The organism is Stenotrophomonas sp. YJH_SMC_29, from assembly GCF_059371235.1.
In genome coordinates this window covers 80,040-100,544 of the sequence record NZ_JCAFUK010000020.1, presented here as the reverse complement: position 1 = coordinate 100,544, position 20,505 = coordinate 80,040, and the positions used below count along the sequence as shown (strand labels likewise).

17 protein-coding genes are annotated in these 20,505 nt (G+C 69.3%); 9 read left to right on the top strand and 8 right to left on the bottom strand.

Annotated elements, in window-relative coordinates:
- Positions 1-149 precede the first annotated feature (149 nt).
- Positions 150-353 (bottom strand): YdcH family protein, encoded by a 204-nt coding sequence (locus tag AC5P9I_RS18620; protein WP_049470524.1) that lies wholly within the window; start codon positions 351-353, stop codon positions 150-152.
- 90 nt (positions 354-443) lie between these two features.
- Between AC5P9I_RS18620 and ttcA the strand changes: the two genes are divergently transcribed.
- The 3 genes from ttcA to AC5P9I_RS18605 are packed head-to-tail and all read left to right on the top strand — an operon-like array spanning position 444 to position 3,145.
- A complete protein-coding gene (gene ttcA / locus AC5P9I_RS18615; RefSeq protein WP_176422035.1) occupies positions 444-1,364 on the top strand; it encodes a tRNA 2-thiocytidine(32) synthetase TtcA in 921 nt (306 codons plus the stop codon).
- Positions 1,365-1,400: 36 nt separating this feature from the next.
- On the top strand, positions 1,401-2,306 hold the full coding sequence (locus AC5P9I_RS18610; RefSeq protein WP_049470518.1) for a recombination-associated protein RdgC: 906 nt from the start codon (positions 1,401-1,403) through the stop codon (positions 2,304-2,306).
- Between the two features lie 59 nt (positions 2,307-2,365).
- On the top strand, positions 2,366-3,145 hold the full coding sequence (locus tag AC5P9I_RS18605) for a M48 family metallopeptidase (RefSeq protein ID WP_049470515.1): 780 nt from the start codon (positions 2,366-2,368) through the stop codon (positions 3,143-3,145).
- 324 nt (positions 3,146-3,469) lie between these two features.
- Here the strand turns inward: AC5P9I_RS18605 and AC5P9I_RS18600 are convergent, their stop codons facing one another.
- Entirely contained in the window at positions 3,470-4,336 is an 867-nt protein-coding gene (locus AC5P9I_RS18600) for a methylglyoxal synthase (RefSeq protein WP_049470511.1), read from the bottom strand.
- Positions 4,337-4,503: 167 nt separating this feature from the next.
- On the opposite strand from AC5P9I_RS18600, the gene AC5P9I_RS18595 reads away from it, so the two are divergent.
- Positions 4,504-6,912, top strand: a complete 2,409-nt coding sequence (locus AC5P9I_RS18595; protein WP_049470508.1) for an ATP-binding protein — start codon at positions 4,504-4,506, stop codon at positions 6,910-6,912.
- Here the strand turns inward: AC5P9I_RS18595 and AC5P9I_RS18590 are convergent.
- The 3 genes from AC5P9I_RS18590 to AC5P9I_RS18580 all read right to left on the bottom strand — a co-directional run bounded on the left by AC5P9I_RS18590 (position 6,898) and on the right by AC5P9I_RS18580 (position 13,413).
- Positions 6,898-8,343, bottom strand: a complete 1,446-nt coding sequence (locus AC5P9I_RS18590; protein WP_049470505.1) for an FAD-dependent oxidoreductase — start codon at positions 8,341-8,343, stop codon at positions 6,898-6,900. The genes AC5P9I_RS18595 and AC5P9I_RS18590 overlap by 15 nt on opposite strands.
- Positions 8,344-8,393: 50 nt before the next feature.
- On the bottom strand, positions 8,394-12,848 hold the full coding sequence (gene gltB / locus AC5P9I_RS18585; RefSeq protein WP_049470502.1) for a glutamate synthase large subunit: 4,455 nt from the start codon (positions 12,846-12,848) through the stop codon (positions 8,394-8,396).
- A gap of 175 nt (positions 12,849-13,023) precedes the next feature.
- Positions 13,024-13,413, bottom strand: a complete 390-nt coding sequence (locus AC5P9I_RS18580; protein ID WP_014035471.1) for an I78 family peptidase inhibitor — start codon at positions 13,411-13,413, stop codon at positions 13,024-13,026.
- A 111-nt stretch (positions 13,414-13,524) separates the two neighbouring features.
- On the opposite strand from AC5P9I_RS18580, the gene AC5P9I_RS18575 reads away from it, so the two are divergent.
- Positions 13,525-14,583, top strand: a complete 1,059-nt coding sequence (locus AC5P9I_RS18575; protein WP_049470499.1) for a DNA topoisomerase IB — start codon at positions 13,525-13,527, stop codon at positions 14,581-14,583.
- On the opposite strand, the gene AC5P9I_RS18570 is transcribed toward AC5P9I_RS18575, so the two are convergent.
- On the bottom strand, positions 14,571-14,879 hold the full coding sequence (locus AC5P9I_RS18570) for a hypothetical protein (protein ID WP_049470497.1): 309 nt from the start codon (positions 14,877-14,879) through the stop codon (positions 14,571-14,573). The two genes, AC5P9I_RS18575 and AC5P9I_RS18570, sit on opposite strands and share 13 nt — an antisense overlap.
- 152 nt (positions 14,880-15,031) lie before the next feature.
- Here AC5P9I_RS18570 and AC5P9I_RS18565 point away from each other — a divergent pair, with 152 nt between their 5' ends.
- On the top strand, positions 15,032-15,265 hold the full coding sequence (locus tag AC5P9I_RS18565; protein ID WP_057493717.1) for a metallothionein: 234 nt from the start codon (positions 15,032-15,034) through the stop codon (positions 15,263-15,265).
- Positions 15,266-15,300: 35 nt separating this feature from the next.
- Entirely contained in the window at positions 15,301-16,413 is a 1,113-nt protein-coding gene (locus AC5P9I_RS18560; protein WP_049470492.1) for an SDR family oxidoreductase, read from the top strand.
- A gap of 39 nt (positions 16,414-16,452) precedes the next feature.
- Here the strand turns inward: AC5P9I_RS18560 and AC5P9I_RS18555 are convergent, their stop codons facing one another.
- Positions 16,453-17,520, bottom strand: a complete 1,068-nt coding sequence (locus AC5P9I_RS18555; protein WP_187756882.1) for a serine hydrolase domain-containing protein — start codon at positions 17,518-17,520, stop codon at positions 16,453-16,455.
- Positions 17,521-17,712: 192 nt separating this feature from the next.
- Here AC5P9I_RS18555 and AC5P9I_RS18550 point away from each other — a divergent pair, with 192 nt between their 5' ends.
- Together AC5P9I_RS18550 and AC5P9I_RS18545 are read left to right on the top strand one after the other, a co-directional pair.
- Positions 17,713-18,099 carry a BlaI/MecI/CopY family transcriptional regulator gene (locus AC5P9I_RS18550; protein WP_053461791.1) on the top strand — a complete coding sequence of 129 codons (387 nt, stop codon included), beginning with the start codon at positions 17,713-17,715 and terminating at the stop codon, positions 18,097-18,099.
- A 3-nt stretch (positions 18,100-18,102) separates the two neighbouring features.
- Positions 18,103-20,103, top strand: coding sequence for a M56 family metallopeptidase (locus tag AC5P9I_RS18545; RefSeq protein ID WP_164082370.1), 2,001 nt, complete (start codon positions 18,103-18,105; stop codon positions 20,101-20,103).
- A 66-nt stretch (positions 20,104-20,169) separates the two neighbouring features.
- Here the strand turns inward: AC5P9I_RS18545 and AC5P9I_RS18540 are convergent, their stop codons facing one another.
- Positions 20,170-20,484: an I78 family peptidase inhibitor gene (locus tag AC5P9I_RS18540; RefSeq protein ID WP_049470483.1), complete on the bottom strand. Its 315-nt coding sequence runs from the start codon at positions 20,482-20,484 to the stop codon at positions 20,170-20,172.
- Between the last annotated feature and the right edge of the window lie 21 nt (positions 20,485-20,505).

Genomic DNA, 20,505 nt, shown 5'->3' with positions numbered 1-20,505 from the left:
GGCGGTTCAGGGAGAATCCGGCGTGGGGACCCAAGCTACTTCTCGGTCGCAAGACCTGGATCCACACGGTCGCCCACGCCGGGCTCTCGGCACACAAGGTGCCAGATCGGCAAGAGATAAGATCCACGCCATGCGTGGATGGCCACCGCTCAGGCCGGTTCGTCAGGAATCTGCAAGCTTTCCAGCTTGGCGATGCAATCCTTCAGCTGCAGCTTGCGCCGCTTCAGGCGCTTGGCTTCCAGCTCATCCTCGCCGTTGGCGGCCATGCGGGTGATCTGTTCATCCAGCAGGCGGTGCTCGGCGCGCAGGGCAGCGAGGCGTTCGACGATCTCGGCGGGGTCGTAGGTATCCACGGCTTCGAGGATACACAGCGTTGATGACCGCCGGGAGAGGGGAATCCCGACTCCCGGCCGGGGCCGCTCCGAGCCGTTAGAATGGACCCCATGAGTGCCGTGATTTCCCTTCCCGATCCCCCGCCGCGCACCGCCCGCGATCCGCGCGTGGCCGAACGCGAGCAGCACAAGCTGGCCAAGCGCCTGCGCCGCCAGGTGGGCGAGGCGATTGCCGACTTCGGCATGATCGAGGCCGGCGACAAGGTGATGGTCTGCCTGTCCGGCGGCAAGGACAGCTACACCCTGCTGGATCTGCTGCTGCAGCTGCAGAAGAAGGCACCGGTGCCGTTCGAGCTGGTGGCGGTGAACCTGGACCAGAAGCAGCCGGGCTTTCCCGAGCACATCCTGCCGGAGTACCTGGCCGGGCTGGGCGTGCCGTACCACATCATCGAGCAGGACACCTATTCGGTGGTCAGCCGGGTCATCCCGGAAGGCAAGACGATGTGCTCGCTGTGCTCGCGCCTGCGGCGTGGCGCGCTGTACCACTACGCCGAGACCCACGGCTTCACCAAGATCGCGCTGGGCCACCATCGCGACGACAGGGTGGCCACGTTCTTCATGAACCTGTTCCACCACGCCAAGCTGGCGAGCATGCCGCCGAAGCTGCGCAGCGATGACGGCAGGCACGTGGTTATCCGGCCGCTGGCGTACGTGCGCGAGAGCGACATCGTCGAGTACGCGCAGGCACGCCGGTTCCCGATCATTCCCTGCAACCTGTGCGGCAGCCAGGAGAACCTGCAGCGCCGCCAGGTCGGCCTGATGCTGAAGCAGTGGGAAAAGGACCACCCGGGCCGCATCGAGCAGATCGCGCGCGCCCTGGGCGACGTCCGGCCCTCGCAGCTGGCCGACAGCACGCTGTTCGACTTCATGTCGCTGGGCCGTGGCGACGACGCGCCACTGCCCGACGCCCATGCCTGGCTGGCCGGTACCCCGGCTGACGCCGACGCAGATCCCGAGACGCCCGCCGTTTAAGGTCGGTCGCCCTTCCTCTTTGCCATCCGGAATTCCATGTTCTTTCGCAACCTGACGTTCTTCCGTTTCCCGACCACGACCGATTTTTCCGAAGTCGACACCCTGCTGCCGCATGCCGTGCTCAAGCCGGTGGGCGCGCTGGAAATGAACTCGCGTGGCTTCATCTCGCCGTTTGGCCGCGAGGAGAAGGAACTGCTGTCGCACCGCATCGCCGAACACCTGTGGCTGACCGTGGGCGGCGAGGACAAGATCCTGCCGGCGGCGGTGGTCAACGACCTGCTCGAGCGCAAGCTGGAGGAGATCGAGGAGAAGGAAGGCCGCCGCCCCGGTGGCCGCGAGCGCAAGCGCATGAAGGACGACCTGCTGCATGAACTGCTGCCGCGCGCCTTCGTGAAGTCCTCGCGCAACGACGCCTTCATCAACCTGCAGCACGGCTACGTCGCAGTGGATACCTCCAGCCGCAAGACCGGCGAGTACTTCATGTCCGACATCCGCGGCCTGCTCGGCAGCTTCCCGGCGATGCCGCTGAACGCTGAAGTCGCGCCGCGTTCGATCCTGACCGGCTGGATCGCCGGTGAGCCGCTGCCGACCGGGCTGAGCCTGGGCGAAGAGTGCGAGATGAAGGATCCAGTCGAAGGCGGTGCGGTGGTCAAGTGCCAGCACCAGGAACTGCGCTGCGACGAGATCGACAAGCACCTGGACGCGGGCAAGCAGGTGACCAAGCTGGCGCTGATCTTCGAGGACAACCTGTCGTTCGTGATCGGCGACGACCTGATCGTGCGCAAGCTGAAGTTCCTCGACGGTGCCCTGGACCAGCTGGAGCATGCCGACGAAGACGGCCGCCGCGCCGAGTTCGACGCCCGCTTCGCCCTGCAGAGCGCCGAGATCCGCCGCCTGTTCCTGTTGCTGGAAGACGCGTTCAAGCTCAGCAAGGCTGACTGAACACGCGCCTCATGGGCCGCCGGTCATCCGGCGGCCCGAAGCAGCGCTATGCTGGGTGCATGAGCCGTCTGCTGCGCCGCCTGATCAGCCCGACCCCGCCCGCCACCGTGCAGCGCGACACCGTTCGCCTGCGCCTGGAGGATGCCGAGATCGAGGTACTGCGCGTGCGCGATCCGCGGGCACGCCGGATCAAGTTGAGCGTGGACGAGCGCGGCGCACGCCTGACCCTGCCGCCGCGGGCCAGCCTGGTAATGGGCGAGCGCTTCCTGGAGCAGCACCGCGACTGGCTGGCGCTGCAGTTGCGCCAGTACCAGGGCCAGGGCCTGCCGGCCCCACTGCAGCCGGGCGAAGCCGGCGTGCTGCCCCTGCGCGGCGAACTGCTGCCGCTGCGCTGGCAGGAAGGCCGCTACGCGCGGCTGGAGATCGATGAGCACGGCGCCTGCGTGCAGTGGCCGACCCGGGGCGGCGATGCGACCCTGCGCCGCCTGCTGCGCGAGTTCTACGAAGCCCAGACCCGCGCCGATGTCGGCCGCTGGCTGCCCAGGTACCTGCCCACCCTGCCACGCGCACCCAGCCGCCTGCGGCTGAAGGTGATGTCCTCGCAATGGGGCTCGCTCGCCCCCGATGGCAGCATGGCACTGGACCTGGCACTGGTGCTGGGCCGCCCCGAAGCGTTCGAGTACGTGCTGGTGCACGAACTCTGCCACCTGATCCAGCCCAATCACTCGCCGGCGTTCTGGCATGAAGTGGAACAACGCTTCCCGGACTGGCGGCAACAGCGCGACTACTTCCAGCTCGAAGGGCGCCGCTTGAAAGCCATGCTCCGCCAGCTGTTGTAGAGCCGATGCTCGGCTGACGCGCGTAGCGCGGATATTCAGCCCTCGCGATCAACAGCAGCCGAGCATGGCTCGGCTCTACAAAAGCGCGCGCAGCGCGCGACCCGCTCCTGCTCTTCCTTCTTTCTTTCTTCCGTGATGGGCACACAGGAAACTGTCCGTGGCCGGGCGGGGTGGGTTGCGCAGGGGCGTGAGCCGCATGGATGCGGCGACCGAGCTTACAAGGACGTACTTGCAGCGACCCCTGCGCAATCCACCCCGCCCGGCCGAGCACGGCTTCTGATTTGAACGACCCACCACGAGGGGCTCAGCCGTTGGCCGGAACCCTTATCCCGCGCGCAACGCCGCCGCTGTCGCCCAGCGCGCCGCCACCCGCGGTGCGGTGATGCACACCGCCTGGTCGGTCACCGTGGTCACCGCGCGCTCCAGCAGCTGGATGTCGGCCTCGTGCTGGCGCGCCACATGCGGGTCCTCGAAGAAGATCGCGCGCTGGCAGCGGCCCTCCAGCACGCGATCGGCAATCTGCGCGTCGCCACCCATCGGGCCACTCTGGTACCGCGTCACCCACGGCGTATCGCTGGGCCACCCCCGGCTCCACGCCAGCTCGTTCAGGCGTTGGCCGGTGGTGCCGGTGGCAACGCGCTGGCCAAAGCGTGCCAGCACATCGAAGTGTTCATCGGCAAAGGCCAGCATCGCCGGCTTCATTGCATCATGCGCGATCAGCGCCAGCGTCTGTTCCTGGAACGCATGCAGGTCGTCGGCACCGGCATCGGCCGCCAGCCCGGCGTGGATGCGCTCCACTTCGATCCAGTCGCGCGCGGTGGCCACGGTTGAGATGAACGGCTTGCCGTGGATTACACACTGCCGCTTGAGCGCAGTGGCTTCCGGAAACACCGAGGAAGGATCGACCGGGTCGATCAGGTAGATCGCGCCGTCCAGGGTGCGCTCCGGTCCCATGCCGACCACTTCGGCCACCAGCTTCATCAGGCCACCTTCGCGGCCGTAGGGATACCGGTGCAGGCCGCCGTACCCGGCCAGGAAGCCCTGCCGCGCGATGGCGTCGTGGGTGCGCCCGACCGCATGCAGTGACACCCCCAGCTCCCGCAGGCCCGCCTCGCTGGCACGCAGCCAGCGGAACAGCGCAGCGCGTGCATCGTGGTGATGGAGACGGTTGGCGGCCAGGCCGATACGCATCGAGCGCTCCGTAGGGACGGGTAGAAGCGGCAGTGTATGTCGCCATCCGCCGATGCGGATGTTTTTCCAATTTTTCTCATTGTGGCGGAAGCCTGCCCCGCTAGCGTGGCTGGCAGCGGTACCGCTGCGCGGCCGTGGTTCCTGCCCGCGAAATGAGGACGCCTACCGTGAATGCCGCCGGCCGCCGCGCCGTCGCCGCTGTCATGACAACGCTGCTGCTGCCCGGCGTCGCCACTGCGTCCAGCTGCACAAGCCCGTTGCAGGTGGCATGGCGCTCCGATCGGCCGCCGCTGTCCTACAGCGTGCAGGGCGACCTTGCGGGATTGGCTGCAGACTATCTGCCGCTGCTGGGCGAGCCGGCGGCGACGGATGCCAGGCCGCTGGCTGCTGCGGCGCTCACCGAGGGCCAGGTGCCGGCCGGCACCCAGGTGCTGTTGGGGTGGCCGCAGGCGCAGCTCCCCGCCGGATGGGTGGCCAGCAGGGCCTACCTGGAGGTGCCACAGGTGATCGTGCGGCGCGAGAGCGCGGCAGCCGTGCTGGGGCTGGAGGACCTGCGTGGGCGCAGCGTGGCCAGTCCGGACCGGCTACCGCTGGAGGCACTGCTGGCCGAGCAGGCCCCGGGCGCGCAGCTGCTGGCCCCTGCGCCGCTGGACCATGCGCTGTCACTGCTGCGCGCCGGGCTGGTCGATGCCGTGATCGCCAATCTTGCTGAAGTCGAAGCCGCGCTCCGTGCCGGGCCGGGTGACCCGCTGGTGATCGCGGCACCGGCGGGCTTCGGCGATGCCCTGGTGGTGGCAGCGGTGCCGGCCTGTGCCGGGGTGATCGCTGCCTTCGACCGGCAGTTGCGGCAGGAGGACGACGCGCATCGCGCATCCGAGCACAGCGCGTGGCGGCCGGAGCGGCCACGGGCACAACCCGCCGGCGCGACGCTGCGTTGGCTGGTGCCGGCGTCGCTGGTCCTGCTCGCGCTCGCGCTGGTCCATGCCTTCGGCTATTGGCGCGTGCATCGTGAGAGCACCCGCCGGCGCGTGCTGGAGCAGCGCTTGCAGGAGGTCACCGCGAACCTGCCGGCGGTGGTCTACCAGGCCCGCCGCTCGGCGACCGGGCACTACAGCCTGACCCAGATCGCCGGTGATGTGCAGGCGCTGTTCGGGGTGAGCGTGGAGACCGCGCGGATCGATCACTTCCAGCTGCTGGCCGCCGTCCATCCCGACGACCGCAGCCGGGTGATGGCCCGCATCGAAGCTGCCGCGTTGGCGCGCGGCCCGATCGACGTCACCTTCCGCACCCGGTCGGCGCAGGGCTGGCGCTGGGTCCGCTCGCAGGGGCGCCCGTTGCCGTGCGATGACAGCAGCGTGGAATGGAGCGGCTACTGGATGGACGTCAGCGAGGCACAGGCGCGGGCGACGGCGCTGGCTGATGCACGCCGCGCAGCCGAGCAGGCGGCGCTGGCCAAGAGCCATTTCCTGGCGACGATGAGCCACGAGATCCGCACGCCGATGAGCACCCTGCTGGGCATGCTGGAGCGGTTGGCGGGCGGGCCGCTCGACGCGGGCCAGCAGCAGGTGCTGGGCACGGTGGCGGATGCCGCGCAGATGCTGCGGCAGATCCTCGACGACGTGCTGCACAGCCAGCGCCTGCAACCCGCCCCGCTGCAGCTGCGCCCGACCGACCTGGCGGCGATGGTGCGGGCGGTGCAGCAGCTGCTGGCGCCGGTCGCGAGCAGCCGGGGCCTGCAACTGCACAGCGAGATCGACCCGGCATTGCAGGCCTGGTCGCTGGCCGATGGGCTGCGCCTGCGGCAGGTCCTGTTCAACCTGGCCGGCAATGCACTCAAGTTCACCCTGCAGGGGCGCGTGGTGTTGCAGGTCCGCGTGCTGCAGCAGCGCGAGGGCGGCCAGCAGCTGCGCCTGCAGGTGACCGACACCGGCGTGGGCATCAGCGTGGAACGGCAACAGGCGGTGTTTGCCGCCTACGAGCAGGCCGAGGCGTCGACCACGCGCCGCTTCGGCGGCAGTGGCCTGGGGCTGTCGATCTGCCGCGAGCTGGCGACGTCGATGGGCGGGCGCCTCCACCTGCGCAGCGTGCCCGGCAAGGGCACCACCGTGTGGCTGGAGCTGGACCTGGCGGCGTGTGCGGCCCCCGCTACGGGACCGGCGACGGCACGGGCCGCGCAACGACCGCTGCCACCGGCGCGGGTGCTGGTGGCCGAGGATCATCCGACCAACCTGCAGTTGCTGGCACAACGCCTGTGCGAGCTGGGACTGCAGGTGCACGCCTGCGGCGACGGCCTGCAGGCCTGGGAGGCCTGGCAGGGGCAGCCGTTCGACCTGGTGATCACCGACTGCCACATGCCGCACATGGATGGCTTCGCGCTGGCCCGGGCGATCCGGAGCGACGCCTGCGCCACCCGTGCGCGGGTCCCGATCATTGCGCTGACCGCCAGCGTGCTGGAGCGCACCCGTGAGGCCTGCCGTGATGCGGGCATCGACCATTTCCTGGCCAAGCCGCTGGAGGCGCGCGAACTGCGCGCGCTGCTGGACGCGCTGCTGCTGCCGGACTCAGTGCGCCAGTAGGCGGACGATGCTGGCAGCGGCGTCGCGACCTTCGGCCACGGCGGTCACCACCAGATCGGCACCGCGCACCGCATCGCCACCGGCGAACAGGCGCGGGTGCGCGGTCTGGAACGGCAGACGGTCCTTGCCACCGGCGAGGATGCGGCCGTTGGACTGGGCTTCCACGCCCAGTTCGGCCAGCCACGCCGGCACGCTGGGCGAGAAGCCGAAGGCGATGATCACCACGTCCGCCTCCAGCAGCGATTCACTGCCTTCGATCGGTACGGCGTTCTGGCGGCCATTGGCATCGGGTTCGCCCAGCCGCGTTTCGACCACGGTCACGCCGATCACTTCGTCGTCGGCGCCGGCCTCGATCGACAGCGGCTGCCGGTTGAACAGGAAGCGCACGCCTTCTTCGCGCGCATTGGCCACTTCGCGCGCGCTGCCGGGCATGTTGGCTTCGTCGCGGCGGTAGGCACAGGTGACCTTGGCCGCGCCCAGGCGCACGGCGCTGCGTACGCAGTCCATGCCGGTATCACCGCCACCGAGCACCACCACGCGCTTGCCGTTGAGGTCGGGCAGGGCGATGGTGTCTTCCCAGCCGGCAATCGGCCGCCCCTTCGGGTCATCGCCGCCGACGATGCGGCTGTTCTGCACCAGGAACGGCAGTGCCGGCAGCACGCCCTTCAGGTCCTGGCCGTCGAGGCCACCGTCGGTGTAACGGTAGGCACCGGTACCGACGAACACGGCATCGTGGGTGTCCAGCAGCTGCTGCACGCTCAGGTCGCGGCCGATCTCCACGCCGAGGCGGAACTGCACGCCCATGCCTTCCAGCACTTCGCGGCGCCGGTGGATCACGTCCTTGTCCAGCTTGAAGCTGGGAATGCCGAACTGCAGCAGGCCGCCGATCTGCTCGTAGCGGTCGTAGACCACTGCGGCAATGCCGGCGCGGGCCAGGCGATCGGCGCAGGCCAGGCCGGCGGGGCCGGCCCCGATCACCGCAACGCTGTGGCCGGTCGGCCGAACCGCGCCCAGGTCCGGGCGCCAGCCACTGGCCAGGGCGGTATCGACGATGTACTTCTCCACTGCGCCGATGGTGACCGCGCCGAATTCCTCCAGCGTGCAGCTGCCTTCGCACAGCCGGTCCTGCGGGCAGACCCGGCCGCAGACTTCCGGCAGCGGGTTGGTGCTGTGGCACAGCGTGGCGGCCTCGTGGATGCGGTTCTCCTGCACCAGCTGCAGCCACTGCGGAATGGCGTTGTGCACCGGGCACTTCCAGCTGCAGTACGGGTTGCCGCAGTCCAGGCAGCGGCCGGCCTGGTACTGCGCGTCTTCCTTGCCGAACTTTCCGTACAGCTCGCCCCAGTCGCCGGAGGTGCGCAGTTCCACCGGAATGCGCTGCGGCATGGTGCGGGGCAGGTCGAGGAACTGGAAGGCGTGCTTGCGGCTCATGGCGGGCTCTGTGGTGTTTTGCGGTTGCCGGCCAGCGGCCGGCACTAACGTTACGCGGCGCGGCGCAGCGTTTCGGTCAGCGACTCGATGCTGGCGGCCTTCGGTTTGACCAGCCAGAACTTGCCGATGTAATCGCGGAACTCGTCCAGGATCTGCTGTGCCCAGATGCTGCCGGTCAGCTCGCGGTGGCGGCCGATCAGGCGGTGCAGGTGCTGGCGATAGTTCTCGAAGCCTTCGGCGGACACGCGATGGATGTCGATCAGCTCGTGGTTGTAGCGGTCGACGAAGTCGCGGTCGACGTCCAGCACGTAGGCCAGGCCACCGGTGAAGCCGGCACCGAAGTTCAGGCCGACCTTGCCCAGCACCAGCACCACGCCATCGGTCATGTACTCGCAGCAGTGGTCACCGGCCCCTTCGACCACCGCCAGCGCGCCGGAATTGCGCACCGCGAAGCGTTCGCCGGCACGGCCGGCAGCGAACAGTTCACCGCCGGTGGCGCCGTACAGGCAGGTGTTGCCGATGATGGCGGTGCTGCGTGCCTCGAAACGCGCGCCCCGCGGCGGCCGCACCACCAGCCGGCCGCCGGCCATGCCCTTGCCGACGTAATCGTTGGCTTCGCCTTCCACTTCCAGGTGCAGGCCGCCGACATTGAAGGCGCCGAAGCTCTGCCCGGCGCTGCCGCGGAAGCGCAGTTCCAGCGGCGTGTCGGCCATGCCCTGGTTGCCGTGCGCGCGTGCCACCGCGCCGGCCAGGCGGGTGCCGATGCTGCGGTCGGTGTTGTGGATCAGGAAGCGATGCTCGCCGCCGCGCTTGTGCTCGATGGCCGGGGCCAGCAGGCCATCCATCTGCGTGGCCAGGCTGTCCGGCGATTCGTACAGGCGCTGCGCGGCGCAGTGGCTGCCTTCATAGCGGCTGTCGGCCAGCAGGCGCGACAGGTCCACGCGGACGCCGTCACGCGGCGCGGCCTCGATCTGCCGCAGCAGGTCGGTGCGGCCGACGATCTCTTCCAGCGAACGCGCGCCCAGGTAGGACAGCCAGCCACGCACTTCTTCGGCCAGCAGCCGGAAGAAGTTCTCCACGCGCTCCGGCTGGCCGGTGAAGTGGTTCTCGCGCAGGCGTTCGTCCTGGGTGGCCACGCCGGTGGCGCAGTTGTTGAGGTGGCAGATGCGCAGGTACTTGCAGCCCAGCACGATCATCGGCGCCGTGCCGAAGCCGAAGCTGTCCGCGCCCAGCAGCGCGGCCTTGACCACGTCCAGGCCGGTCTTCAGCCCGCCATCGGTCTGCAGCAGGGTGCGCCCGCGCAGGTCGTTGGCCAGCAGCGCCTGGTGCGCTTCGGCCACGCCCAGTTCCCACGGCACGCCGGCATAGCGGATCGAGCTGACCGGCGACGCGCCGGTGCCACCGTCATGGCCGGAAATGGTGATCAGGTCCGCACCGGCCTTGACCACGCCGGCGGCGATCGTACCCACGCCGGCATGGCTGACCAGTTTCACCGACACCAGCGCGGTCGGGTTGACCTGCTTGAGGTCGTAGATCAGCTGCGCCAGGTCTTCGATGGAATAGATGTCGTGGTGCGGCGGCGGCGAGATCAGGCCGATGCCGGGGCGTGCGTAGCGCAGCCGTGCGATCAGTTCGTTGACCTTGTGGCCGGGCAGCTGGCCGCCTTCGCCGGGCTTGGCGCCCTGGGCGACCTTGATCTGCAGCACCTCGGCATTGACCAGGTACTCGGCGGTCACGCCGAAGCGCCCGGACGCCACCTGCTTGATCTTGCTGCGGCGCTGCGTGCCGTAGCGTGCCGGGTCTTCGCCGCCTTCGCCGGAATTGCTGCGGCCGCCCAGGCGGTTCATGGCAATGGCCAGCGCTTCATGCGCTTCCGGCGACAGGGCGCCGAGGCTGATCGCCGCGGTATCGAAGCGCGGGAACAGTGCGCTGGCCGGGGCGACCTCGTCCAGCGGTACCGGCACGGCGGCCGGTACCAGTTCCAGCAGGTCACGCAGTGCCGAGGGCGGGCGCGCATGCACCGCATCGCAGTACTGCTGCCACGCACGCGGGTCGCCGCTGCGCGCCGCGCGCTGCAGGGTGGTGACCACGTCCGGGTTGTACATGTGGTATTCGCCGCCGTGCACGTACTTCAGCAGGCCGCCGACATCGACATCCTGCTGTGCGTCCCAGGCCTGCGCGCACAGCTCGCGCGCATCGGCGTCCAGGCGTGCGAAGCCGGCGCCGCCGATGCGCGAGGCGGTATCCGGGAAGCACAGGTCCACCACTTCCGGCTCCAGGCCGATGATCTCGAACAGCTGCGCGCCGCGGTAGCTGGCCACGGTGCAGATGCCCATCTTCGAGATGATCTTCGACAGGCCCTTGTAGACGCCCTTGCGGTAGCGGCGGCCGATCTGCGACTGCTCACCGCCCTTGCTGAGCTTGAGGATGCCGCGACGGCCGAGGTCGAACAGGGTCTGATAGGCCAGGTACGGATACACCGCGGTGGCACCGAAGCCGAGCAGGCAGGCCATGTGGTGCGGATCGCGCGCGGTGCCGGTCTCGACGATCAGGTTGACGTCGCAGCGCAGGCCCAGCCGCGACAGGTGGTGGTGGATGGCGCTGGTGGCGAGCAGGGCATGCACCATCGGGCGTCCGGCCACCGGGTAGCGGTCGGACAGCAGCAGCATCACCATGCCATCGCGCGCGGCCTGTTCGGCCTCGGCACAGATGCGCTCGATGCCGGCGCGCAGGCCCTCGTCTTCGCTGTAGGACAGGTCGAGCAGGCGATTGGCCTGCACGTACTGGTCCATCTTCAGCAGCTGGCGCAGCTTGCGTTGGCTCAGCACCGGCGAATTGAGGATGACGTGGTTCACCGTCTCCGGGCCGGCATGGAAGATGTTGGTCTCCTTGCCGAGCTGGGTGGACAGGGACATCGCGCAGTCTTCGCGCAGCGGATCGATCGGCGGGTTGGTGACCTGCGCGAAGGCCTGGCGGAAATAGTCGTACAGCGGGCGGCTGCGCTGGCTCAGCACCGCCATCGGCGTGTCGTCGCCCATCGAACCGGTGGCTTCCTGCTCGGTCTCTGCCAGCGGCCGCAGCACCTGCTCCACCTCCTCGCTGCTGAGCTGGTACAGCTTGTGGTAGCTGCGCAGGGTGGCTTCGTCGAACGGCTCTTCCACCAGCGACGGGTCGATCAGTTCGGTCTGCAGGTAGGTCACGCCCTGCTGCAGCCACTGCTTGTAGGGCGCGCGGCCGCGGTTGATGCGGTCCACCGCATCGGAGTCGAGCAGGTCGCCGCGCTTGAGGTCGATCGCGATCATCTCGCCGGGGCCGAGCTTGCCCTTGCGCACCACCCGCTCGGTGGGCACTTCCCACACGCCCGCTTCAGAGGCAACCAGGAAGTGGCGGTCGGCGGTCAGCATCCAGCGCGCCGGGCGCAGGCCGTTGCGGTCGAGGGTGCAGACGGCGTAGCGGCTGTCGCAGGCAACGATGCCGGCCGGGCCATCCCACGGCTCGCTGTTCAGGCCGTGGAACTCGTAGAACGCGGCCAGGTCCGGGTCCTTGAACTCCAGCGACTGGGTGGCCGGCGGCACCAGGATGCGCAGCGCCTGGATCAGCTCCATGCCACCGGCGACCATCAGTTCCAGCATGTTGTCCAGGCTCTGCGAGTCCGAGCCGTGCATGGAGATCACCGGGTCGAATTCGGCGATGTCAAAGCGCGGCGTCTTCCACACCTTGCTGCGCGCCTGGGCCCAGCGGCGGTTGCCTTCGATGGTGTTGATCTCGCCATTGTGGGCGAGCATCCGGAACGGGTGGGCAAGCGGCCAGCGCGGCAGCGTGTTGGTCGAGAAGCGCTGGTGGAACACGATCGCGCTGGAGGCCAGCTCGCGCCGCTGCAGGTCCGGATAGAAGCGGCTGAGCTTGTCCGGCAGCACCATGCCCTTGTAGCTGATCGCATCGGGGGTGAGGGTGGTGACGTAGAAATCAGCGTGATTGCGCAGCTGCTGTTCGCTGCGGCGGCGGGCCAGGAACAGCGCCAGCGCGAAGCCGGCATCGTCCTGGCCGACGCCGGCATCGACGAACACCTGCTCGATGCGCGGCAGGGTGTCACGCGCCAGCTGGCCGCAGACGCTGTCATCGGTCGGCACTTCGCGCCAGCCGGCGACCCGGCAGCCGACCGCTTCGACCTGCGCCTGCAGCTGGGTGCGGCAGGCATGGGCGGCATCGGCGTCGTGGGGCAGGAACACCAGGCCGGCAGCAAAGCGTGCGGAGACGGCGATGCCGGCTTCGCTGGCCAGCAGTTTCAGGAACGCGTCGGGGCGGCGCAGCAGCAGGCCGCAGCCATCGCCGGTCAGGCCATCGGCGGCAACACCGCCACGGTGGGTCATGCGCGACAGCGCGGCGATGGCGGTATCGACCAGCAGGCGCGAAGGTTGATCGTCGAGCTGGGCGACCATGCCAAAGCCACAGGCATCGCGCTCGGAGCGCGGGTCGTAAAGCCCTTGGCGGTTGCGGGGGGCCATCTCTACCTCGATGCGGGATGAATTGAACGGGGACACTCAAGCCCGCCCAATCCCTGGAGCGCATCGTGAGGCCACCGGATGCCTCGACTAGATCACAGGTTGCTGCAACGCCGCAATACACGGTTGCAGGTGCAACGGAACGCGCCGGCAACCCCGTGCCGGCGCGGGGTCGGCCTCAGCCGCAGCGCACGCCGCTGACCAGGCCCTTGTCGTCCACTTCGATGTTCAGGCGGTCGCCAAGGAACTCCATCGTGGCCACGTCGTTGGGCTTCATCACGCGCAGCTGGTGGGCACCGGCATCTTCCTGCGCCTGCTTGCCCAGCGCGTCGGCATAGGCCTGGCCGACCAGGCTCTGCACCTGGCTGGCATCGCAGGTGCCGACCGGCGGTGCCTCGGTGGCCTTGCCGGCTTCGTCGGCCGGTGCCTTGGCCGCTTCGGCCGCCTGCTGCGCATGGGCCGTGGCCGAATCCTGTTCATCCAGCGCCGGAGCCTGGCAGGCGGTCAGGGCCAGTACGGCCGGCAGCAGCAGGGCGGAGAGCGAACGGGCGCGAATCGGGAACGACATCATGACTCCGGAAGGGATTGTGAAAACCCGAGCATAGCGGCGATCCGGCCCTCACGTGTTTGTCTTCTGTTATCGACAGGATCGCGGCATCGCGACGGCGACACTGTGGTCATGCCAACCCCCTCTTCCCCCGAACGACAGGCCGCGCGCGCGGCCGGCCTGCGCTATGTCGATGACACCCAGCCGGGCATCAGCCGGCGCCGCGCCGGCCAGGGCTTCAGCTACCGCGACGCGGACGGTCACGTGGTTCGCGACGCGGCCACCCTGCAGCGCATCCGCGCACTGGCCATTCCACCGGCCTACACCGCCGTGTGGATCTGCGCCCACGCCAACGGCCACCTGCAGGCCACCGGCCGCGATGCGCGCGGGCGCAAGCAGTACCGTTACCACGCCGACTGGGCGAAAGAGCGCGACGCCGGCAAGTTCGACCGCATCATCGCCTTTGGCGACGCCCTGCCCACGCTGCGGCGACGGCTGTCGCGGGACCTGAAGCGTCCAGGGTTTCCGCGCGAAAAGGTGCTGGCGATGGTGGTCGCACTGCTGGCCGACACGCTGGTGCGGGTCGGCAATGAAACCTATGCCCAGCAGAACCGTTCATTCGGGCTGACCACCCTGCGCAACCGCCATCTGGAGCTGTTGCGGGGTGGGCGGGTGCGCATGCGTTTCCGAGGCAAGTCCGGCCAGCTGCAGGAAGTGACCGTGGGTGATCGCCGGCTGGGGCTGCTGGTGCGGCGCCTGCAGCAGCTGCCGGGCCAGGCGCTGTTCCAGTACCGCGACGATGAAGGTGCGCTGCAGCCGGTGGATTCGGGTGCAGTGAACGATTATCTGCGCGAAGTGATGGGCGAAGATTTCACGGCCAAGGATTTCCGCACCTGGGGCGGCACCGTGGCCGCAGTGCAGGCGTTTGCCGCCACCGAGCTGCCGGAACCGGCCAGCCAGCGTGCGTTGGCGCAGGCACAGCGCAGCGTGGTGTGCCAGGTCGCGGCGCGGTTGGGCAACACACCGGCCGTGTGCCGCAAGGCCTACATCGACCCGTGCGTGTTTGCCGGCTGGGAGCGCGGTGAACTGGCGGCACTGGCCGGCCTGCGTGGGCCGCGCCAGTGGGAGCAGGCCACCCTGCGCGTATTGCGCAGGGCGCGCCGGCTCAGCCGCCGTCGTCAGCCGCAATAGATCGCGACGATGTTGTTGGTTCGGCCTTTCTCGATGGTCAGGCGGTCGCCGCCTTCACTGGCCGGTGGTACCCGCGGGCCGTCATGGCGCAGCACGCGCACCTGCAGGCTGTCGCTGTCCACGCGTGCGCGGGCCACGGTGGCGTCCGAAGCGGCCAGGCCCACGGCGCCACGCACCTTGTCGCTGTGGCACTGGCCGGAAATCACGCCATCGATCGGCTGTACCTGTGCGACCGGCGTACTGCTGCAGGCGGTGACGGCGAAAGTGAGTACGGCCACGCTGAATGCGCGCATCATGGTCCTGCTCCGTGGTGATCGGGTCGACAGCGTGCCGGGCGCTGCGTGGTGACGGCATGAATGGCCTGCACGCGCGCGACACAGGGCATTCACCGTCGGCGACATCGGCGATGGCCACACTGACGTTTCTTTCCACACCACGGAGGCGCGAGATGGCCACCTGTGATGTCTGCGGTAACGACTACGACAAGAGCTTCACCCTGCAGCAGGGCGGGCGCAGCGGCACGTTTGACTCGTTCGAGTGCGCGATCCATGCCTTCGCCCCGCACTGCGCGCACTGCGACTGCGCGGTGATCGGCCACGGCGTCGAAGGCGACGGCCGGATCTTCTGCTGTGCGCACTGTGCCAGCCACGCCGGCGTGCAGGGCGTGGCCGACCGCGCCTGAGCAGCCCCCATTCCCATCTGACTGAAGGAGACCCCATGGCCACGAGCAAGAAGGTGCCCGCCCGCCGCAAGGCATCCCCCAAGGTACGCAAGGGTGCGAAGGCGCCGGCTGCGGAAACGGCTGCAGGCACTGCGCGTACGCGGGTGGTGAAGACCGCAACGCGCAAGGCCGCCGCCGGTGATCCCCGCGCTGCCCGCGTTGCCGCCCGGCAGCGGCGCCTGCAGGACCAGGAAAAGGCCAAGGACGCCCGCGCGGCCAAGAAGGCCACGAAAAAGACCGCCACCCAGGCCGGCGCACGCCGCCAGCCGGAGGCCATGCCGGCCCAGCAGCTGGCAAAGCCGGGGCACGAACACGAACTGGCGCTGGCGCCGCGCTTCCTCGCGCCGGACTACACCGGCAGCGGCAAGCTGCAGGGCATGCGCGCGATCGTCACGGGCGGTGATTCCGGCATCGGCCGCGCGGTGGCCGTGCTGTTCGCACGCGAAGGCGCCGATGTGGCGGTCCTGCACCTGGACGAGGCCGAAGATGCCGACCTCACCCGCCAGCACGTGGAGCGCGAAGGCGGCCGCTGTGTGGTGATCGCCGGTGACGTGCGCGACCCGCGCTTCTGCAACAAGGCGGTGAAGCAGGTGGCCAAGGCCTTCGGTGGCATCGACATCCTGGTCAACAACGCCGCGTTCCAGCTGCACTGCGAGCGGCTGGAGGATCTGGAAGACGCGCACCTGCAGGAGACGCTGCAGACCAACATCGGCGGCTACATCCAGATGGCGCGTGCGGTACTGCCGCACATGGGCGAGGGCGCCAGCATCATCAACACCGGTTCGGAAACCGGACTCTTCGGCAGCAAGGCGCTGATCGATTACTCGGCCACCAAGGGCGCGATCCATGCGTTCACCAAGGCCCTGGCCAGCCAGCTGCTGCCACGTGGCATCCGGGTCAACTGCGTGGCACCCGGTCCGGTGTGGACGCCGTTGAATCCGGCTGACAAGCAGGCTGAAGACGTAGCGGAATTCGGCAAGGACAGTGACATGGGCCGGCCCGCACAGCCCGAGGAGCTGTCACCGGCCTATGTGTTCCTGGCGTCGCCAGCCTGTGCCAGCTACATCAGCGGGGTGATCCTGCCGGTGATGGGCGGGCCGCGTGGGTGAACAGGCACTGCCGGTAGTGCCGGCCGCTGGCCGGCCGCCTCAGGGCACGGTCACCGCAGGCGCATAAAGATCGGCAATGCGTGGAATAAACTGCTGCGGATTGGCACCGACAAGATTGGTCAGCACCACCACTGCCACGCCGCGCTCGGGATAGACCACGAAGGCCGAGCGGGCACCGCCGATGCCGGCGACCTGCAGGTCCGGTGTGTCCTGCAGCACGGGCCAGCCGGCGGCCCAGGGGCCGGCACGGCCATCGGCCAGACGCTCGGCCGACCACATGCGTGCACGCGCGGCGTCGTCCAACAGGCCGCCTTCGGTCAGCGCGACCAGCCAGCGCGCGGTGTCGTCGGCGGTGGTGAGGACGCCGCCACCGGCCCACAACGAAGGCGGTATGTCATAGAACCAGTGCGACAGGCGCGACGGCGCATCCGCAGCGTCGGTGGCACGCGGGGCCAGGCTGTACATCGTCGCCACATCCGGAACCAGGTCATAGCTGTCGCCGAAGGTGGTGCGCGACATGCGTGCACCGCTGAACTGGCCGGTGGCCAGGAAGCGTTCGTAGGGCATGCCGGATAGCTGCGCGATGATCCTGGCCAGCAGCACGTAGTTGGTCTGGTTGTAGGCAAAACGCTGCCCCGGGGCGGCTTCGACAGGGCGCGCGGTGACTGCCGCCCATGCCTGTGCCTCGGAGCCACCGCCAAGCAGTCCGTTCGCATCAAGGATGTCCGGAAGGCCTGAGGTATGCGCCAGCAACTGGCGCACGCGTACGTCTTTCCACGCAGGTGGAAGATCATCCAGGTAGCGCGACGCCGGCGCGTCCAGATCCAGCTGCCCCCGCTGTGCCAACTGTGCGGCGGCCACGCCGGTGAACGCCTTGGTGGCCGAATTGAGCGGGAAGCGGGTGTCGCGCGTGGCAGGCACGCCGTTCTCGACGTTGGCCAGGCCATAGGCCTCTGACAGCACGATCTGTCCCTTCTTGACCACGGCGACCTGCAAGCCGGGGATGCGCTGTTCCAGCATGACCTGGCGGATCAGGCGGCGGGTCTGGTCGTTGGCCGGGTCGTGGCTGGCAGAGATGGCAGCGAAGGGCAGTGCACTGATGAGCATGAGCAGCACTCGGAGCGTGGGACGGAACATGCGGCATTCCACTGGGACGTTGCGGATCGGATGCAGACGGCGCGTCAAAGGTTTAAGTGCGCGGTGGTGCCTACCGTTCGTCGGCCCATGACTTCCGGGGGGGTTGACTACAACTGTCGTCACAGAGAAAGTGACGACACGTGTAGTCAAGGGAGTGGTGTCATGCGTGGCAAGACGATCGGGGACCAGGAACTGGCCCTGCTGCAGTACATCGATGAACATGCGCCGGCCACGGTCGGCGAGGTCGCCAGTGGCTACGGCGAGGCCCGCGGCCTGGCCCGTTCGACCGTGCTGACGATGATGGAGCGGCTGCGGGCGAAGGGGTATCTTCAGCGCCACCAGCAGGACGGCGTCTACCGCTACCAGGCCACCCGTGGCCCGCAGAGCGTGCTGCAGGGCGCCGTGGCCCAGTTCGTCGACAACACCCTGCAGGGCTCGGTGTCGCCGTTCGTGGCCTACCTGTCGCAGCGCCAGCAGGTCAGCGACAACGAACTGGCCGAGCTGGAAGCGCTGGTGGCCCAACTCCAATCGCGTCGCCACGAGGGCTGAGCCATGGACACCACGATGCTGATCCCGTTGTTGGAACGGCTGGGCTGGACCAGCCTGCAGACTATGTTGCTGGTGGCCCTGGTGTATGGCGTGTGCCGCGCGCTGCCGTCACTGTCGGCGGCGACCCGCTGCCGCCTGTGGTGGCTGGTATCGCTGCAGGCCGTGCTTGGCCTGTTCTGGAGCCAGCCGCTGCAGCTGGCCTGGCTGCCCGCACCGCAGGCGGTGGCGATGACCGCAACCGATGCGGCCGCCGACGTAGTCTATCCGCTGGCCCCGGAAGCCTCGGCACAGCTGCTGGCTGCGATGCCCACGGCTGCGGCGGACATGCCGGCCATGGCGTGGTGGGCGGTGGCACTGGCCGGCCTGTGGATGTCGGGCGTGCTGCTGATGACCCTGCGCACCTTCGGTGAATGGCGTCGCTGCCGCGCGTTGCTGGCGGCGGCGTATCCCTGCACGGACGAGGCGCTGGTAGCCGCGTTGCAGCTGGCGTCCGATGCACACGGCGTGCGCCCTGCGCCGCGGCTGTGGATGAGCAGGCAGGTGGACGCACCGCAGCTGGTCGGTCCGTTCCGCCCGGTGCTGCTGCTGCCGGCGGGCGACAACGCCCTGCAGGGCGACGCGCTGGACCTGGCACTGACCCACGAACTGCAGCACCTGCAGCGCCGTGACCTGCAATGGGGCCTGCTGCCCGCGCTGGCCCAGCATCTGTTCTTCTTCCACCCGTTGCTGCGCCTGTCGGTGCGCGAATACGCGCAGGCCCGCGAGGAAGCCGTGGACGCGGCCGTGGTGGGCCAGCAGGGTGCCAGCCGCCAGGCCTATGGCCGCCTGCTGCTGCAGCTGGGCGTTGCGCCGCAGCCACACCTGGGCGTGGCCAGTGCCGCGCCGGACGCCACCAGCCTCAAGCGCCGCCTGCTGTCGCTGCAGCCGCGCCGGGCCTGCCCGCGCGTTCTGGCGATGGCGCTGACGGCCGTGGTGGTCCTGGTGGGCGTGGCGCCGATGCGCCTGGTCGCGGCCCCGGTGCCGCCAACTCCGCCCGCGCCGCCGACGGCACCGAAGGTGGCTGTGCCGCCACCGCCGAAGGCTCCCAAGGCCCCGGCCGCACCGCCATCGGCCGCGGGTGTGCCGGCGGCGCCTGCAGCACCGGCTGCACCGGAGGCGCCTGCAGCACCGGCCGAACCCGCTGATACGACCGGGCCCGACGATGCCGACGTGGCCGATTTCGACGCCGCCGCCGGCATGGCCGAAGACCCCCAGGGAACGACTTCGACGGCCTCATCCATCACCACCTATGGCCGCCTGGACCTGGGCAGGTCGCCGCCGCAGGCCTTCGTGCTGGTCGATGGTGATTCGACCTTCGCCAACGGCGGCATGGATGACGTGACGGTGGCCCGCCAGCAGCTCGGCAAGGGCCCGGCGTTGTGGTTCCGCCAGGGCGACAAGCGCTACGTGGTGCGTGATCCGATGATGATCCAGAGCCTGCAGCGTGCCTACAGTGGCGCGGTGGATCTGGGCCGCCAGCAGCGCGAACTCGGCCGTCAGCAGAGTGCGCTGGGCCGCCGGCAGGGTGAACTCGGCAGGCAGATGGGCGAGATGGGCCGCCTGCAGGGCGAGGAGGCGCGACGCATCGCCTTGGCGGCCGCCGAGGCCGCGCGCAGCGCGATGGCCGCGCATGACATCAACCGCGAAGCGGCGGCCGAGGCGGCGAAGGCGGCGCGGGGCGCGACCCGCGATTCGGCCATTGCACGTGAGGCCGCGCGTGAGGCCGCAGCACAGGCACGTCGTGCCATGCAGGACGTGGACAACGAAAGCGCGCGTGCCGGCCACACCCGCGACATCCAGCGGCTGGCCAGCCAGCAGTCTGAACTGGCCAGCCGTCAGGCGGCGCTGGGCAGCCAGCAGGCCGCGCTTGGCGAGCGCCAGGCCCGCGTGCATGCGCAGGCGTCGCAGCAGGCACAGCAGGTGATCGCGCGCGCACTGGCCAGCGGCAAGGCCGAGCGTCTCTGACTGGTAGTGCCGGCCGCTGGCCGGCAATGTGGGGCGCCGGCCAGTGGCCGGCACCCACCGGGTCGATCAACCGCAGCTGGCGCGTTCGATGCGGTTCTGCGCGTCCACCTGCACGGTGACGCGGTCCTGGCGGAAGTCCATGGTCACCGCCATGCCCGGCTTGACCACCCGTGCGCCGCGCGCGCCGCTGTCAGCCACCAGTTTCCTGATCGTGGCCTCGTCGGCGGTCTTGCCGGTGAAGGCGTCCAGCGCCTCGGGTCTGCATTCGTGCCCGGCATCGGCCACGGGCGCCGGCGCAGGATCGTGGGCGGTGCTGCCGCCGGCGTGACTGCAGGCGGCCAAGGGCAGGATGGCGAGCAGGACAAGGGGACTGGGACGCATCGTCAGGCTCCAGGCGTGGAT

Coding starts and splice junctions, on each gene's coding strand:
- ttcA (WP_176422035.1), top strand. CDS start 444: ATGAGTGCCGTGATTTCCCTTCCCGATCCCCCGCCGCGCACCGCCCGC.
- AC5P9I_RS18610 (WP_049470518.1), top strand. CDS start 1,401: ATGTTCTTTCGCAACCTGACGTTCTTCCGTTTCCCGACCACGACCGAT.
- AC5P9I_RS18605 (WP_049470515.1), top strand. CDS start 2,366: ATGAGCCGTCTGCTGCGCCGCCTGATCAGCCCGACCCCGCCCGCCACC.
- AC5P9I_RS18600 (WP_049470511.1), bottom strand. CDS start 4,336: ATGCGTATCGGCCTGGCCGCCAACCGTCTCCATCACCACGATGCACGC.
- AC5P9I_RS18590 (WP_049470505.1), bottom strand. CDS start 8,343: ATGAGCCGCAAGCACGCCTTCCAGTTCCTCGACCTGCCCCGCACCATG.
- gltB (WP_049470502.1), bottom strand. CDS start 12,848: ATGGCCCCCCGCAACCGCCAAGGGCTTTACGACCCGCGCTCCGAGCGC.
- AC5P9I_RS18580 (WP_014035471.1), bottom strand. CDS start 13,413: ATGTCGTTCCCGATTCGCGCCCGTTCGCTCTCCGCCCTGCTGCTGCCG.
- AC5P9I_RS18575 (WP_049470499.1), top strand. CDS start 13,525: ATGCCAACCCCCTCTTCCCCCGAACGACAGGCCGCGCGCGCGGCCGGC.
- AC5P9I_RS18570 (WP_049470497.1), bottom strand. CDS start 14,879: ATGATGCGCGCATTCAGCGTGGCCGTACTCACTTTCGCCGTCACCGCC.
- AC5P9I_RS18565 (WP_057493717.1), top strand. CDS start 15,032: ATGGCCACCTGTGATGTCTGCGGTAACGACTACGACAAGAGCTTCACC.
- AC5P9I_RS18560 (WP_049470492.1), top strand. CDS start 15,301: ATGGCCACGAGCAAGAAGGTGCCCGCCCGCCGCAAGGCATCCCCCAAG.
- AC5P9I_RS18555 (WP_187756882.1), bottom strand. CDS start 17,520: ATGCTCATCAGTGCACTGCCCTTCGCTGCCATCTCTGCCAGCCACGAC.
- AC5P9I_RS18550 (WP_053461791.1), top strand. CDS start 17,713: ATGCGTGGCAAGACGATCGGGGACCAGGAACTGGCCCTGCTGCAGTAC.
- AC5P9I_RS18545 (WP_164082370.1), top strand. CDS start 18,103: ATGGACACCACGATGCTGATCCCGTTGTTGGAACGGCTGGGCTGGACC.
- AC5P9I_RS18540 (WP_049470483.1), bottom strand. CDS start 20,484: ATGCGTCCCAGTCCCCTTGTCCTGCTCGCCATCCTGCCCTTGGCCGCC.